Annotated in this window: 12 protein-coding genes and 1 pseudogene; 3 read left to right on the top strand and 10 right to left on the bottom strand. The window is 71.5% G+C overall.

Features of this window, described 5'->3' with window-relative positions:
- Window positions 1-77 precede the first annotated feature (77 nt).
- Both ABZ272_RS22240 and ABZ272_RS22235 read right to left on the bottom strand, forming a co-directional pair.
- A complete protein-coding gene (locus tag ABZ272_RS22240; RefSeq protein ID WP_355051849.1) occupies window positions 78-404 on the bottom strand; it encodes a hypothetical protein in 327 nt (108 codons plus the stop codon).
- Window positions 401-763 (bottom strand): hypothetical protein, encoded by a 363-nt coding sequence (locus ABZ272_RS22235; protein ID WP_355051848.1) that lies wholly within the window; start codon window positions 761-763, stop codon window positions 401-403. The genes ABZ272_RS22240 and ABZ272_RS22235 overlap by 4 nt, the downstream gene beginning before the upstream one ends.
- 367 nt (window positions 764-1,130) lie before the next feature.
- Here ABZ272_RS22235 and ABZ272_RS22230 point away from each other — a divergent pair, with 367 nt between their 5' ends.
- Entirely contained in the window at window positions 1,131-1,907 is a 777-nt protein-coding gene (locus ABZ272_RS22230) for a lytic transglycosylase domain-containing protein (protein ID WP_355051847.1), read from the top strand.
- A 20-nt stretch (window positions 1,908-1,927) separates the two neighbouring features.
- Here ABZ272_RS22230 and ABZ272_RS22225 read toward each other — a convergent pair whose 3' ends face one another.
- The 4 genes from ABZ272_RS22225 to ABZ272_RS22210 form a co-directional block, all read right to left on the bottom strand.
- Window positions 1,928-2,692, bottom strand: coding sequence for a hypothetical protein (locus ABZ272_RS22225; RefSeq protein WP_355051846.1), 765 nt, complete (start codon window positions 2,690-2,692; stop codon window positions 1,928-1,930).
- A 76-nt stretch (window positions 2,693-2,768) separates the two neighbouring features.
- Window positions 2,769-3,728 carry a zf-HC2 domain-containing protein gene (locus tag ABZ272_RS22220; RefSeq protein WP_355051845.1) on the bottom strand — a complete coding sequence of 320 codons (960 nt, stop codon included), beginning with the start codon at window positions 3,726-3,728 and terminating at the stop codon, window positions 2,769-2,771.
- Between the two features lie 100 nt (window positions 3,729-3,828).
- Window positions 3,829-4,395 (bottom strand): sigma-70 family RNA polymerase sigma factor, encoded by a 567-nt coding sequence (locus ABZ272_RS22215; protein ID WP_355051844.1) that lies wholly within the window; start codon window positions 4,393-4,395, stop codon window positions 3,829-3,831.
- Between the two features lie 176 nt (window positions 4,396-4,571).
- The gene (locus tag ABZ272_RS22210) at window positions 4,572-6,233 is read right to left on the bottom strand and encodes a beta-1,3-glucanase family protein (protein ID WP_355051843.1); all 1,662 of its coding nucleotides are present in this window, start codon (window positions 6,231-6,233) and stop codon (window positions 4,572-4,574) included.
- Window positions 6,234-6,439: 206 nt separating this feature from the next.
- Between ABZ272_RS22210 and ABZ272_RS22205 the strand changes: the two genes are divergently transcribed.
- The gene (locus ABZ272_RS22205) at window positions 6,440-8,014 is read left to right on the top strand and encodes a ricin-type beta-trefoil lectin domain protein (protein ID WP_355051842.1); all 1,575 of its coding nucleotides are present in this window, start codon (window positions 6,440-6,442) and stop codon (window positions 8,012-8,014) included.
- A 67-nt stretch (window positions 8,015-8,081) separates the two neighbouring features.
- Here ABZ272_RS22205 and ABZ272_RS22200 read toward each other — a convergent pair whose 3' ends face one another.
- Entirely contained in the window at window positions 8,082-9,569 is a 1,488-nt protein-coding gene (locus ABZ272_RS22200) for a S8 family serine peptidase (RefSeq protein WP_355051841.1), read from the bottom strand.
- Window positions 9,570-9,783: 214 nt separating this feature from the next.
- On the opposite strand from ABZ272_RS22200, the gene ABZ272_RS22195 reads away from it, so the two are divergent.
- Entirely contained in the window at window positions 9,784-11,754 is a 1,971-nt protein-coding gene (locus ABZ272_RS22195; RefSeq protein WP_355051840.1) for a hypothetical protein, read from the top strand.
- Here ABZ272_RS22195 and ABZ272_RS22190 read toward each other — a convergent pair.
- From ABZ272_RS22190 to ABZ272_RS22180, 3 genes and pseudogenes are all read right to left on the bottom strand, one after another.
- Window positions 11,733-13,118 carry a hypothetical protein gene (locus ABZ272_RS22190; protein WP_355051839.1) on the bottom strand — a complete coding sequence of 462 codons (1,386 nt, stop codon included), beginning with the start codon at window positions 13,116-13,118 and terminating at the stop codon, window positions 11,733-11,735. The genes ABZ272_RS22195 and ABZ272_RS22190 overlap by 22 nt on opposite strands.
- Before the next feature lie 240 nt (window positions 13,119-13,358).
- Complete coding sequence (locus ABZ272_RS22185) at window positions 13,359-13,577, bottom strand: hypothetical protein (RefSeq protein ID WP_355051838.1); 219 nt, start codon at window positions 13,575-13,577, stop codon at window positions 13,359-13,361.
- Between the two features lie 367 nt (window positions 13,578-13,944).
- Window positions 13,945-14,211: pseudogene (locus tag ABZ272_RS22180) on the bottom strand (hypothetical protein); the annotation flags it as partial.
- Between the last annotated feature and the right edge of the window lie 78 nt (window positions 14,212-14,289).

Here is a 14,289-nt window from a genome sequence, read left to right as displayed (position 1 = left end):
AGTCATCTCCTTGAGGGGTGCGTCACCGAGGTGACCGCGGGAAGGATCCGAGCTGTTACGGCAGAGAGGTGGTCCACTCACAGCCCGAGGTCGCCGAACCAGGCCACCAGCGGCCCGGCGCTGGCGCCGAGGACGCAGGCGATGAGGACGATGGTGAACCCGCGGAAGTGTTCGCTCTCCTCGCCGGGTACACCTCGGTTGAACTGAATCGCCATCCTGATGCCGACGATGATGAATCCGGCGACGCTGGTGGCGGTGACACTCCACGCGAGCAGGTTGAGCAAGGGCTCCAACCCGCCTCCGCCGCCGCCGAGTGGGTCGTACTGCGGCAGCGGCGCGAGCGACGGAAGGGGTTGCCGGCCCGGTGCCGGCACACCCTGGGGTGCTCCGGCGACGTGGATCACCTCGTGCTCCCGGACCCCGCGCCGACGGCGTCGGCCAGGCCGAGCAGTTCCTTCGGCACCTGCCGGGGATGGATCCCCAGGCGCAGGGTGGGCAACCACGGCACCTGGTGCACCGGGGAGATCGACCGCAGCACCCTGATCCGACGCGCGAGCGGAAGCGGGAGCCGGCCGGGTGCGTCCGCCACCAGCACCAGCCCGACCAGTCGCATGCCGGCCGGATGACGGCCCTCACGCAGCGCGTTGAGCGCCCGCCCGACGGCACCGAGGCCCCCGGCGTTGGTACGCGCCACCAGCAGCACCGCCGCCGGCTCCCCCAGCGCGGCGTCCGGCCAGCGGCAGCCCAGGTCGATCCCGCCCAACAGGCACGTGAGCGTGGTGGTCCCGGCACCGCCGTGCGCGGCAATCCACCCGATCCCCTCTTCGGAGAGAGCCCACCGCGGGCTGCCCCCGACGCCTCCGCCGGCCGTCGGATGACCGGCCGGTCCCAGCCGCGCCCTGTCGACCGCTGCTGCGGCACCCATCCGAATCACCACCCTCCTGCTGTCCGCACCGTTCTTGAGGTCCAGGTCATCGGTTCGACTTCCGGCCGCCGCCGTTGAACCACACGCCGCTTCGTCCCGTTGGACCGGCGACCCCGACCTGATGACGGACGCCTCTACGGGGAGCCCCTGCCTCCGGTTCAAGGCCAATTCAACTTTTCCTGCACCCGATCGTGAGGGAGTCGACATGAGCGGTTCGAGCAAGAAGGACAGTGGTGAGCAGAAGAGTTACGCGGTCCTGGTCGGCGCGGCGATCACGACGGCCACCACCTGTTTGATGAGCCCGATCGCCACCGTCGTCGTCGCCGGGGCGGTGCTCATCATCGGCGGGCTCGGCGTCCTGCTCTTCCCGCTGATCGTGCTGATCCTCCTGTTCACCAACCCGGGCAGCAGCGACAGCAGCGACGCCTGGGACCGGGCCGACGAGTCGATAGCCGCGTTCGAGGGCGACGGCAAGGGCACCCTGGATCGGACCCAGGTGCCGGTGCTCCTGGCGGACACGATCGAGGACGCGGGCGCCGTCTGCACCTCGATCGGTCCGATCGTGATCGCGGCGCAGATCGAGGTGGAGTCGGACTGGGACGGCGCCAAGGTCGGCCCGGACGGAGAGCGGGGCATCTCCCAGCTACCACCCGCCGTCTTCACCCGCTACGGCACGGACACCGACAAGAACGACAAGACGTCCGCCCTCGACCCGAAAGACTCGATCATGGCGCAGGGCCGGTACCTCTGCGCCCTGGCCGACGAGGCGCAGGAGCTGATCGACAGCGGTGCCGCGATCGGCAGCGCGCTCGACCTGGCGCTTGTCGCATACGACCAGGGCATGGCTGCCGTACGCGAGGCCGGCGGCATACCCGCCACGGCGGAGGCACAGGGATACCTGGCCAAGGTTCGGGCCCGATTCGGCCAGTACCAGGGCCTCGGCGGCCCACCGCCGTCCTTCCCGTCCGCCAGCCCGACCTGAGTCACCGCGAGGAGGCCCCGTCAGACCCGCGCCGCCCGTGCCTGCCTCGCGGTAGCTTGCGTCCGTTGGTGCCACGGAATGTACGGCGTGTTCCGCGGAACGACGCGATGCGATCCGGCATTATCCTGATTGGCCCACACCGACTCGATGGACGCGAAGGCTGCCAGCTCGAAGTTGGGCGCCCTGAGCACCTGCGGCGGGGCGTGCGTCGACGCGACGGGCAGATCGCCTTGCGACCAGAGCCGCCGCAGGGCGGGGCTCTGGTCGAGCAGCTCGCCCAGTCGGGCGCTCGAACGGCGGTAGAGATCGCTTCGGCGGTCGACGCTGTCCAGGTCCGGTACCCCCCGCAGGTCGAGCGAACGTCGAGCGTCCGGCACGGGTACCTCGTCGGGTCGCTCCGGGCCGTCGAGGTCGGTCAGCCAGCGCTTCACCCTCTTGGCGGTCCGCACGAGAAGGTTGAGGAACTCGTCCTGCCATTGGATGCTTCCCGCGTATGCGGGGGATCGCGGCGTCACCGGCGCGCGGGGCGGGCGGTCGGCAGCAGGCTGCTCCGGCATCCGCCGCGCAAGGCGGTTCAGTCGATCCATGACGAACTCAATCGCGGTGATCTCGTCCCCGGACGGGGGCTGACCATCGTTCCTCCGATCGCCCAGAAGCTTGAGCAGCTTGTTGCCGAGCATCATGAGCGTCACGGCCTCCGCCTCGACGTCCACCGGGGCGCCTGGCGGTTCAGGCCGCTGATCGGTGGGCACCCGTTGCTCTTCGGGAGTGGTGATCTCGGGCATGGCGGTACCTCCAGGCGAGCCTCGGGGTCTGCTGTCCGAGGCTCTACGGTTCCCACCTGGCGAGGGTTCACCTCGATCAGCGAGGAGGGCCGGCGTCCCGGTTGATCGGGGCGGTGACGATCCCGGCACCATCGCTGGTCCCGACGGTGATGAAGGCCAACTCGTCGACCGGCAACGACGTCTCGCCGGTCACCTCCTGCGGACCGCTGGACGCCATCCAGTCCCGGACCGTGTGGGTGGCCCCGTCGCGCGTCACCGCGAAGAGGCGGTAGCGGATGCCCGGCCGCAGGCCGGTAACGGTGATCCGGATGGTGGAGCGGCCCCCGTCGTCGGCGGTGATCGAGACGGAGAGGCTCGCGCCGTAGCCGGGCGCCTCACCCGTGGCGGTGAGCACCGGCTCGTCGGGGCCGCCCAGCACGTTCACCGTGATGGCCCCGCCGGCCAGGACGAGCCCGAGAACCACGGCGGCCGTGCCGGCCCAGATCCGCCAAGGACGACGTGCGCCCCGGCGCTCGGTGCTCGGGCCACGATCCGGACGGGCACCGACCGCACCATCCCCACCGGGCCGCGCGCCGCCCGGCCGCACCGACCCGCTCCGGCCGCGACCCGGTCGGTCAACCGAATCCGGCGGTACGCTGCCGCCGGCCGGGCCCGCGGTCGCCGGCACAGCGGCCACCGCCGGATCGGGAGTCGCCGCCGGATCGGAAGTCGCTTCGGGATCGGGAGTGGCCACCGGATCAGCGGCATCCACCGGATCAGCGGCAACCCCCGGATCAACGGCATCCACCGGGGCGACGGTCGTCGTCGGATCGGTGGTCGACATCGGGTCGGCGTGCGGTGGAAGATCCCAGTCGACGTCCGCCAGACCGGCCAGACCGCTCGTCGAGGCCCCGATCGCGGTCGCCTCGTTCAGGCAGTCCCAACAACCGGCGAGATGCTCCTCGAACGACACACGCTCGGCCTCGTCGAGGGCGCCGAGCAGGTAGAGAGCCAGCCTGGACTGCTCCTCCGTGGCGTGCTCACCGCCTGCGCCCATCCCGCTTCTCCTCAACGCGTCGACACCGCGCCCCGAGGGGTGACCTCGGGACGGCCTGCGTGCTGGTCAACGGGCCGAGATCGGGACGGCCCGGCCGGGATCACGACGACTCCGTCGAGCCGATCGCCGCGTGCAGCGCGCGAACCGCATAGTACGTGCGGGATTTTACCGTACCCTCGGGTATCCCGAGTCGCTCCGCGGCCTCAGCGATGGACGCGCCCTTGTAGTACATCTCGATCAGCACCTGCCGGTGTTCCGGACTGATCTGCTTCATCGCCACCTGCACCGTATGGGCGCTCACGACACGATCCATCGCGTCCTCGGCCGAGGGGACGCGGTTGAGATCCGGCAGGTTGATCTCCTGCGGACGTGCCTGCCGCGACCGGATGGCGTCGATGGCCACGTGCCGGGCGACCGTGTACAACCACGGGGCGATCCGCTCCCGGTCGGCGGCGAGCTTGTCCAGGTTCCGCCAGGTACGCAGGAACGTCTCCTGCACCAGATCCTCGGCCAACTCCCGCTGACCGAGGACGAGCCGGGTGAGGAACCGCAGCAGCGGGCCCTGATGCTCGTCGAAGATCTGCCGCATGAGGGCTTCGGCGTCCCCGGAACCGCTGCCGGCGTCCGCGGCCCGCGGACCGAGCGCTTCGTTGTGCACCGCCGACACCGACCGCCTCCCCTGACGCACGGGGTGGACCCGCACGACCGCACCACCGCCGCGCCCGCCGTCGGCCAGGCGCTCTCCGGGGAGGATAGCCGTACCGGCCGTTCGATATGTTTCGGCCACGGGACGATCGACGACGGACGGATGAGGACAACGGTCCATAGTGGCGGTCGCTGTGTTCATCGGGCGAAGCGCAACCAACGGACGTTCAGATACTCCTGGGGCTGCCCGCTGGCGAAGGTGAGGTACACGTCGTGCCGGCCGGTCACCGGCGCCATGTTCCCCGGGATGGTCAACCACCGCTGCCATCCACCGGTGTTGGCCACCGCGATCGTCCCGACCGGCGGGCTCGTCTCGCTGTCCAGGCGCACCTGGACCAGCCCGGAGAGGCCCAGCCCCGCCCCCGAGGCGACCCGGACGACGAACTGTGTCATCGGCTGGTCACCGAACTCGACCCCCTGGTAGGCGACCCAGTCACCGTTGGCGATGGCGCAGATGTTCTCACCGCCCTCGCCGCACGGCTCCCGCCGTACGCCGTACTCACGGTCGAAGCCGGCGGCGGCGATCTCCTGATCGGCGACGCGGGCCGGGCCGACGGCGGCCGCCGTCGCCGCCGCTCCCGTCGCCACCGCCACCGGGACGGCCGGCGGAGGCTGTGCGATCGGGTACGACGCCTCGCCCCCGGCGAACGGCGTGAGGGTGACCGTCACCTCCCGTGGCGCGGAGTCCTGGATGTACGAGGCATCCCCGACGATGTCGTCGTACGGGAAGCCGTAGACCCTGCCGTTCGCGGAGTGGTTGTGCAGGACGCGCGAGTAGTGGTTGGTGATCGGCTGCTGGTAGAAGGCCGCACGGTCGTCGACGGGTTGGTACGGCCGGTCCAGCACCGACCGGTTGAACCCGGCCGCCAGGGCCGCCGCCACCTTCCCACTGGCGTCGTTGGGCCGGCTGAACGTGCCGTTGCACATCAGTACGTCCATCGTGGTCGGACGGTCGAAGGGGGCGATCCCACCGTCGAAGTGCAGCCTGCCGTCCTCGCGCACCCGACCGGTGAAGGCACCGAACTCGTTGGAGACCCGTAGGTCGGCGCTGCGGTACCGATCCCAGATCTGGGCGATGTAGGCGTCGAAGTAGGTGGGTGAGAAGCAGCCCGCGATGATGCCGTGCCCCGGCGCGATGACGCGCAGCCCGTCGCCGATGATCAGGCGCTCGTACCCGGGCTGCCGAGCCACCTCGGCGAAGATCGCGTCCCGGCCACCGTCGGTGAGCTTCCCAGCCGTGTGCTCGCCCGCCCCGACCAACCGGGTCGAGATCGGGATGCTGAACATGTCCACCATGGTGGTGTTGCAGTGCATACCGTTCGGGTTGTAGGTGAACTCCCAGAAGTCCCACAACACCCCGAAGTTCGGGTCGCTCTCCACCGCGCCGGCCGGCTCCTGCAACATGGGCCGCCCACCGCCGTCGACCACCTTGAACCGCAGTCGCCCGTTGATGGAGAAGTAGATCCGGCCGCCGTCGAGCATCGGTAGGACGAACGAGGTCGCCCCGGAACCGGCGAGGGGGATGGCGAGATCCAGGTATCCGTCCGCGCCGTTGTCGGCGAACGAGGCGGGAGTGAACGTGCCCGGGCTCCGGACGTAGCCCATCTCCCTGGTCTCCGGGTGGTAGCCGGTGATGTACATGTGGATCGAGGCGTTCGGGTATCGCCCGGTACTGTTCACCACGGTCAACGGCAGTCCGCCCTGGGCCCTGGCCCGCGCCAGCAGCGGTGTCGCCACCAGCGGCACCCCGACCACCGCAGCTCCGAGCCCCATTCCGAGCATCTTTCGTCTGGTCAGCAAACGACCCACCTCCATCGATCGGCACACCGGGCGGTACGGCGCATCGCGGCGCCGAACCGTCGGAGACAGCCGCGTCCACGGTGCGGACCCCCCGCCGGTTCAATGACCGGCGGGACAAAATTTGATGGATTCGTGGTCGTGCGGTGAACATATGCGGCAGCTGATCCGTCACGACAGTGATGCCGCCACGCCGAAAGGGATGGCCCGTGACAACCGATCCCCGCACCATCCGGCCCTGGTTCAGCCGGACGCCGCGCCGACTCGTGGCGGCCGCCGCCGCTGGCCTGGCCGTCGTCTTCGCCGCCGTCGCCGCGATCAGCTGGGGCGTCGCCTCGGCCCGTGACCAACTGATCGGCGAAGCGGTCTCCAACGACCAGTTGGCGGTCATCGCGGCCGCGGCCCGCTCCTGCCCCATGCTCACGCCGGCCCGGCTCGCCGGTCAGCTCATGGCCGAGTCGGAACTGGCACCGAGAGCGACGGACACCGCCTCCGGCGGCACCGGCATCGCCGGGCTCGACAACGAGGACTGGAAGCTCTGGAAGCCGTGGCCGAACGCGGAACGCTCGGACAGCGCCGCGAACATCGTGGCGCTGGCCCACCAGGTGTGCGACTACAGCGGCAAGCTCCGGCTCGCGAGCGTCACCGGTGACTCGTGGCGACTGTCGGTGGCCGCCTTCCACAGCAGCCTGGAGTCGGTGACGGCGTCCGGTGGGGTGCCCCCGGACGCGGTCGACTATGTCGACGAGGTCAGCGGTTACGCCGCGTACTACGGCAAGCGGTCCCAGTTCGGCGGACCCGGCGGCAAAGCGCCGACCGCGCCGGCGACCGACACCAAGGGCGTCCCGGCCGGGTACGTCGACCTGATCGTCCGGGCGGGTTCGGTCTGTCCGGGGGTGACTCCCCCGGCCGTCGCGGCGCAACTGATGGCGCTCTCCGGATTCGACCCGAACCTGCTCGGGGCCGCCGGGCAGCGGGGAATCGCCCAGTTCCTCCCCGAGGTGTGGCAGGCGTACGGCCCGAGCAACGCCTCCGCCTGGGATCCCGCCGTCGCGATCCCGGCCGTCGGCACCGCCATGTGTGCCCTGACCGGAGAGCTGTCCCTCCTGGAGGGTGATCCTTATCTGCTCGCCCTCGCCGCCTATCGCAGTGGTCCGACCGTGGTGCGGCAGAGCGGCGGCAGCCTCGACGCCGACACGAAGGCGTTCCTGAAGTCGGTGAAGTCACTCACCGACTTCTACGCGCTCGACGGACGACTGACCGTCGGCGTCAGCAAGCCCGCGCCCCCGCCCGCGCCGCCGTCGGCGACACCGCTCGCGCCGACGCCAGCCGGCCCGGGTACGCCGACGCCGAAGGCCGGCGACCCGCCCGCCCCGCCGGCACCGGCCACGCCGCCCGTGCGCCCCGTCGGCGCCAAGCAGCTCTACCACCCGATGACCAAGCTCTGCGCCAGCACCGGCGGGACCGGCGGGGGCACGCGGATGAGGCTGCAGACGTGTGACGACGACGACCCGACCCAGTGGTGGGTGGTCCTCGCCGACGGCACGTTCCGCGCGGCCGGGCTCTGCATGGACCTGGCCGAGGGCTCCGACCGGGACGGCACGGCCGTGTTCGCCTCCACCTGCGACGGGAGCCCAAGTCAGGTGTGGCGGATGAACGAGAAGGGTGGCGTCCTCAACATGCATATCCGCAAGGCACTGGACGCGAACGTGAACGTGCCGAACAAGCCGCTGCTCGTCTGGACCTTCGTGGAGAACCGCGAGCAGCAATGGGCCTGGCGGTAGCGCGGACGCGGGTACGCGGACGATCCGCGTACCCGCGTCGTGACGTCGTTGCGGGTGCGGCCGCCAGCTACCCGCCGTTCGCGCGACGGCGGAAGCGGAGTGCGAAGACGAGGCCACCGGCGGCGACCAGCCCGAGGCCGAGAAGGACGGCGAGCGCGGTACCACCACCGCCGCCGTCTCCACTCTGGGCACCTGACACCTGTCGCTCCTCGTCGAGCTGCCGGGCGACCGACGCGGCCGGGTTGATCATCCCAGCGCCGTAGCGGGCGTCCGTCTTGCCCTTCTCCATCGTGTCGGCCGTGCTCCGGATGCGCTCCTCGACCTGCACGGCGGTCAGATCCGGATAGGCGGCCCGGACGAGCGCCGCCTGGCCGGCCACGAATGACACAGCGAGCTGGGTTCCCGTGTTGCTCAGCACGCCGGCGCCACTGATCCCGAAAGTCGCCACGTCGATCCCCGGCGCGACGACCTCCACCGTCCCCTGCTGATACTCCTCGGCGAGCTGCCCGTCGGCGCCGACACCTCCGACCAGGAGCAGGGCGCCGGCCGCCGACCGTTCCCCGCCCGCCGGGACCGTGACGGGTTTCGTGGGCGCCCCCACCACCACGACCACGTCGTGGTTCATCGCCGTCGAGATCGAGGCCGCCACCGTGGGGTCGCCCAGGTCGACGTGGGAACCCAACGCGACGACCGAAGCGCCCGCGCTGACCGCCACCTCGATGGCGTTCGACGCGTCCATGGCCCGTCCGGTCGCGGAAGGTCCCACCATCCGGATGGGCAGGATCGTGGCGTCCGGCGCGATGCCGACCGGGGTGTCGTCGGCGCTGGCGCTGGCGGCGATGATGCCGGCCATCGCGGTGCCGGTGCCGAGGCAGTCGGTGTCACCCCGCCCGTTGCCGACGGTGACGTCCGCGCCGACGGCGACCCGACCACTGAGCTGGGGCAGCTTGCCGTCCACACCCGAGTCCACCACCGCGACCATGACACCGTTGCCCCGGCTCAGGTCCCAGGCGCCGTCGGCGGCCAGCCGCAGTTGCGCCCAGTTGGATCGACGGCTCGACCCGGCGGTTGCGGTACAGCTGGACGGTGTGCCGCTGCCGGTCGGTGGCCCACCCGGCGACGTGCTCGGGCTGGGCTTCGGGGAGGCGGACCCGGTCGACGTGGGCTTCGGGGCGGATCGGGTCGGCTTGGGGCCGGGCGGAAGCTGACCGTACCGGACGCCCTCCCCCGCCGCGTCCCACGGCAGCACCAGGTGCCAGCCGGGGTGGAGCTTGGCCGGATCGGTCAGGCCCGCCCCGTCCGCCTGGACACGCCCCGCGTTCAGGTTGTAGATCTCCGCGGACCGATCGCCACCACCGAGGAACCGGCTCGCGATCTCGGTGAGGTTCTCCGGCTGACCCTGGTGCTCCGCCACCACCACGTAGTATTTGACGTACGCCTGCGGGTCCGGCGTCGGTGCCCGGCCCGCCGACGCCCCCGCCGCCGAGGCGACCACGCAGCAGGCCATCGCCACGACCGCGACCAGGCGGGCCAGGATAGAGCGCTTCGCCAGCACTGGTGTCCTCCTTCAGTTGCCGCGGGCGACCGCCCCGGCTGTCACCATCTATTGCGGATCCGCGCCCGGTTGGTTCAAATCAATCTGAACCTGGGTTGCATCGACGTCGTGGTGTGGGCAGATCTGGTGTGGGCGGACCGAGGGTACCGAGGCCGCGATGTGCTGCGGCTGGCCGGCCGGCGGCCGCCCACCCTCGGGGACGAAGGTGCAGCGAATGGACGGTGGTGAGCCCGTGAATCCGGTGACGACGACGATCGACGCGGGCATCGACGAGCTGCCGGCCACCAGCCGCTTCGATCCACGTCGGCACCTGAGGATCCCTGGCCTGTTCGACCTCTGGTTGGAGCCCGGCCCCCGGGGCGGGCTGGTGGTGCCGGCGGAACCCAGCGCCACCCTGACCGCGCGGGGCATCGCCGACCTGGTTCGACGGTCCGGGGAACCCGCCGACGACGTACGGATCCTGACCGGAGACGGCGCCCGCAACGGCGACCTGTTCAGCGAGGTCGCCGGACTGCTCGGACACGACGTACTGGTCAGCCCCGACGGCGCGGAGATCCGGCACCGGCGTCGGGGAGACGCGGCGGTCGGACCGTCGCACGCGGTCCCACTGGATCGGATCACCCGCCGCCCGATGGACTGGATGGTGATCCAACCGCCGGACCTCGCCACCCCTCTGCCCGGTTGGTTCGCGGTGGATCGGGGCGTGGTCCGTCCCCGCACCGGTGTGGTCGGCCTGCCGCTGCCGGCCGGGCTCGCCCTCGCCACCCGCGCCGACTTCGTGCACCGACGCGCCGTCGCGCACCGACTGACCTCTACATCGGACGCTCTGGTGACCGTCGCCGTCACGGCGCGCGCGGCGGGCTTCCTCGTCGGCGACTACAGCGGGACGCAGAAGGTACACGGCGGTGAGCAACTCGCCGCCCTCCTCGGCGACCTCCCGCTCTACGGCTGCGACCTGCGGCTCTGGTTTACCTGGCCCTCCGATCCGCAGGAGCAGCGCAGCCTCGCCGCGCAGGCCCAGGAGTTCGCCGAACGAACCGGCGCCACGGTCTGGACTCCACCGCCGGGCGGCAGCGCCGAGTTGGTGGACGGCGGCCGCGACCTGCGCGCCCTCGACCCTGCGGGGAGCCCCGCCGAATGGCAGGCGCACCGGCCGGAGTACGCCGCAGGTCCGCTGGCACTGCGGGCGACGCCAGACGGTCTCCTCGTGTCGGTGTCGGCCCGCCCCCGCATCGCCGTTGCGGACGCTCCCATCGGGCCGCCGCATCCCGGCCTGCCGGACGCCGCGCAGGGACCGCTCACGGTGCCGGCCACGGCCCTCCCCCGCCCCGGCCTGATCACCGAAGGTCGCCGAGCGCAGGGGTACGGACCGCCGTGGCTGCCACCCGGGCAGCAGGTCAACGCCGAGGAGTTCGAGGCCTTCGTCGTCTGCCCGATGGAACCCGCCCGCGCGGTGGCCGAGGGGATACCGAGCGCGGAGCTGTTCGTCATCGCCCTCCTGGACCCCGGTCCGGTTCCCGACGACAGCCACCTGATCCGGGTTCGCGTCGCCCCCGGGGGCGCCATCCCGATGGCGACGCTCCGCTCGCACATTCCCGCGCGTCTGCAACATCTGCGGGGAGTGAACGACGCCTATCTGCTTCCGGCGGCGCGACTGGACCGGGTGTCCCCACGCGGAGGCTTCCGCACCTACCAGTTCGGACGACTCGTTCCGACTGCCGAGTGCGGGGGCGGTCCGCTGCGCATCCACTGTTCGTCGCGGGCCCGAACCATCGCCGGCCTGCCCAACGACGTCCGCCGTTGGCCGGAGACGGGCACCCGTCGCGCGTACGCACTCGTGCCGGCGTCGGGCGGCCGCCTGCCGCGCGGCTGGCTGCGTCTCTACCGCAAGGCGCCACCGGCCCGACCCGGCCGGCTCATGCTGGAGGTCCGGGTGCCCCGTGGACGCACCATCGACGTCATGTCGACGGCCGAGATGATCGTCCGGCTCGACCGGGTACGCCACCAGGCGGAGCGGCTGCGGGACGCCGGCGTCGAGCTGATCCTGGGCAGCCGCTCGTACGAGCGAGTCCAGGTCCGCCGCGCCTACCTCGCGCACGAGAACGCCTGGCAGCGGGTGCCGGGGACGGAGCCCGGGCCGCTCCCCGCCATACTCACCCGGGTTCAGCCCTCGATCCCCACCTGAATCGACCAGCGGCTGTGCGGGACGGGGCCGACCACGACCGGGATGCAGCGTCCGCCGGTCGCCGCGACGAGTCCGCGTAGGCCGTCTGCCCCGCCAGACGGCAGCCCGGCCAGGAAAATCACACACGGATCCGGCAGCTGCTCACCGGCGGCCGGCGCCTCCGGCAGAGCGGTCAGTCTCTGGTAGCCCTCCAGGTCCAGGGTCCCGAGCGCCTCACCGATCACCGCGACTCCGACTCGGCCGGCGTGCAGCCGACGGGCAAGTGCCGCGGCCAGTCGCTGGCAGGCGTCGAGGGCGCCGACGAGGGTGAGCACGTCGGGGGTTTGCCCGAGATCGACATGGAGCCGCCACGTGCCCCGGCTGCCCAACACCAACGGAACGGTCGACGGGGGCGTCGGCTCGGTCTCGGCGAGCCAGGCGTAGGCGGGCGTCTCCCCCCGGTTCGCCATGCCGATCAATCGGACGCGCACCGGGCCCACCGCGCTGAGGAGGTCGGTCCGCAGGCACGGCACCTCGCCCAGGGCCAGCGCCGCCGGCCTCGACTCCGGAGAGTCCAGCGAGTCTGACGAGTCCGTTGGCAACGGCGGCGAGGATGGCGGAGCCGGCGGCAGCGGGGGAGCTGACGGCGGCGGTGGAGCGGGCCGGGGCAGCGGGAGCGGGCTCTGGGACACCTCGGTCGCGCCTTCCCCAGCGAGCTCGGCGGGGGTCGGGGTGTGGTGCAGCTCCGGTGGCCATGGGCCGGCGTCATCGAGGGCGACGGCGCGCAACCCGTACCTGCCGCGGCGTAGCATCAGCACGGCGAAGACGGCGAACACCGCCGCGAGCAGGCCAGCGCCACCCCTGACCAGCAAGGGCGTGAACCGACCGGCGTCGGACGCGCCGGAGGCCGGGGGACGCCGGGACGCCACCGTTGGTGCAGTCGTCGGTGACCGGGCGACGGTGGTCGACGTCGTGGCCCCGGGCCTCGGTGCCGTGGCACTTGGCTTGGGCACGGCCGGGCTCCTGCTGGTCAGTGGGGAGTTCACCAAGATCGGTGGCAGGGCCCCGGTCCGCACCCCTGAGCCCTTGGCATCGCGGGGCAGCACGAGGAGCCAGCCGGGTCGCAGCTCGACGCCGTCGGTGAAGGTACCGCCGTCGGGCTGCTTCCTGCCGATGTTGAGTTGGGTGATCTCCCGGAACCTGTTGCCGTTGCCGAGGGTGCGCAGCGCGATGTCATAGAGGTACTCCCGCTGGCCGTCGACCGGCGGTCCCACCACGTAGTACCTGCCTGTCTCGTCGGGTAGCGCGGCTGCCGGCACCGCCTGGCTGAACAGCACGATCCCGACCGTCAGCAGCACCAACGCCAGCGCCCGCCGCATCAACACCGCTGACCTCCACGCCCCTCGCACCATCGCCATCCTTCCGTCCCGGCCCCCTTCTACGCAGCCGCGCCCGGGAGGTTCAACCGGGCAGCAGTTTTGCCCAGCCGTGACCCCTACCAATGAGCCTCCGCCTGCGCGGCCGCCGATGACATGGCCAGGGACTGCTTGCCAGTCAGCGGGCGTTCCTGCTGATCAACCAGAGCGGGCCAGCCCCTGCTTCGCCGTCACCGGGCCGCAGGCTGCTCACCGGAGCCAGCCGAGGAAGCGTCTGTGCAGCGCACCCGCCGGCACCCAGGTCAGGTCCTCCGAGGCCCGCACCAGCTGGGCACCTAGGTAGATTGCCAGGGAGATCGGAGCGCCGTCGAACTCGGCGCGCAGCTCGCGCTGCCGCGTGCGGCAGGGCCAGGGCGCATCGCAGCCGCCGCAGCTCCAGATCGGCAGCACCGGGCCGTGCGCGGTCATGCGCGACCTCCGAGCAGCGCCGCCACCAGCAACCGCGCCCGCCGACTGGTCCCCGAGGCCACCTGCCAGCATGGGTACGTCCTCACGGCCGCTGCCCCGCGACGGTGGCCAGGACGTCGACGCTGACCAACACCTCAAAGCACCACGGGACGGCACAGTCGGCCGTGGGCCAACTGCAGTCCGGGCCGTGGCCGTACACCCACGCGAACCGCGGGTCGTGCGACTCGTGGACCTTGACGATGACGATGTCGTGGCCGGTCTGGCCCTCGATACCGGGGCTGGGCTGCCACTGGCCGGGCCGCACCGACACCCGCGCGCCGGGCTCGGGCATCTGCCGGCCGCTCACCGGACCGGTGCCGGGCGGTACGGGCGGCGGGGCGGCGGTGGTTTCGCCGCAGGCGATTCGCATCCCCTCCTGAGCGAGTTGGGCCAGCCGGCAGGGGTCGCGTTGGTTCTCATGCCAGCAACCGGCGATCACGCAGAAGCCGGCGCTGTCCGGTCGGTGGGCCTCCCAGAGTGCGCGCGCCAACTGCCACAGCAGGAGGTGTTGGCACTCGTCGGGAGATTCCACGGATGGGTTCTCGACATCGAAGGACATACGCCGACCATCCCGCCCTGCGGGGCACCGCTCCATGGCCAGGTCATGTCACGGTGACATGGGACGGCTCGACCAGCACGAATGGCCGACCTAGGCTATGGCCGCGAACACATT

It is taken from the genome of Micromonospora sp. NPDC005979 (assembly GCF_040614415.1).
Classification (GTDB): domain Bacteria; phylum Actinomycetota; class Actinomycetes; order Mycobacteriales; family Micromonosporaceae; genus Micromonospora.
Note: the sequence above shows the minus strand (reverse complement) of the source record. Positions and strands in the feature narration are given on the sequence as shown.

Coding starts and splice junctions, on each gene's coding strand:
- ABZ272_RS22230 (WP_355051847.1), top strand. CDS start 1,131: ATGAGCGGTTCGAGCAAGAAGGACAGTGGTGAGCAGAAGAGTTACGCG.
- ABZ272_RS22225 (WP_355051846.1), bottom strand. CDS start 2,692: ATGCCCGAGATCACCACTCCCGAAGAGCAACGGGTGCCCACCGATCAG.
- ABZ272_RS22220 (WP_355051845.1), bottom strand. CDS start 3,728: ATGGGCGCAGGCGGTGAGCACGCCACGGAGGAGCAGTCCAGGCTGGCT.
- ABZ272_RS22195 (WP_355051840.1), top strand. CDS start 9,784: ATGGACGGTGGTGAGCCCGTGAATCCGGTGACGACGACGATCGACGCG.
- ABZ272_RS22185 (WP_355051838.1), bottom strand. CDS start 13,577: ATGACCGCGCACGGCCCGGTGCTGCCGATCTGGAGCTGCGGCGGCTGC.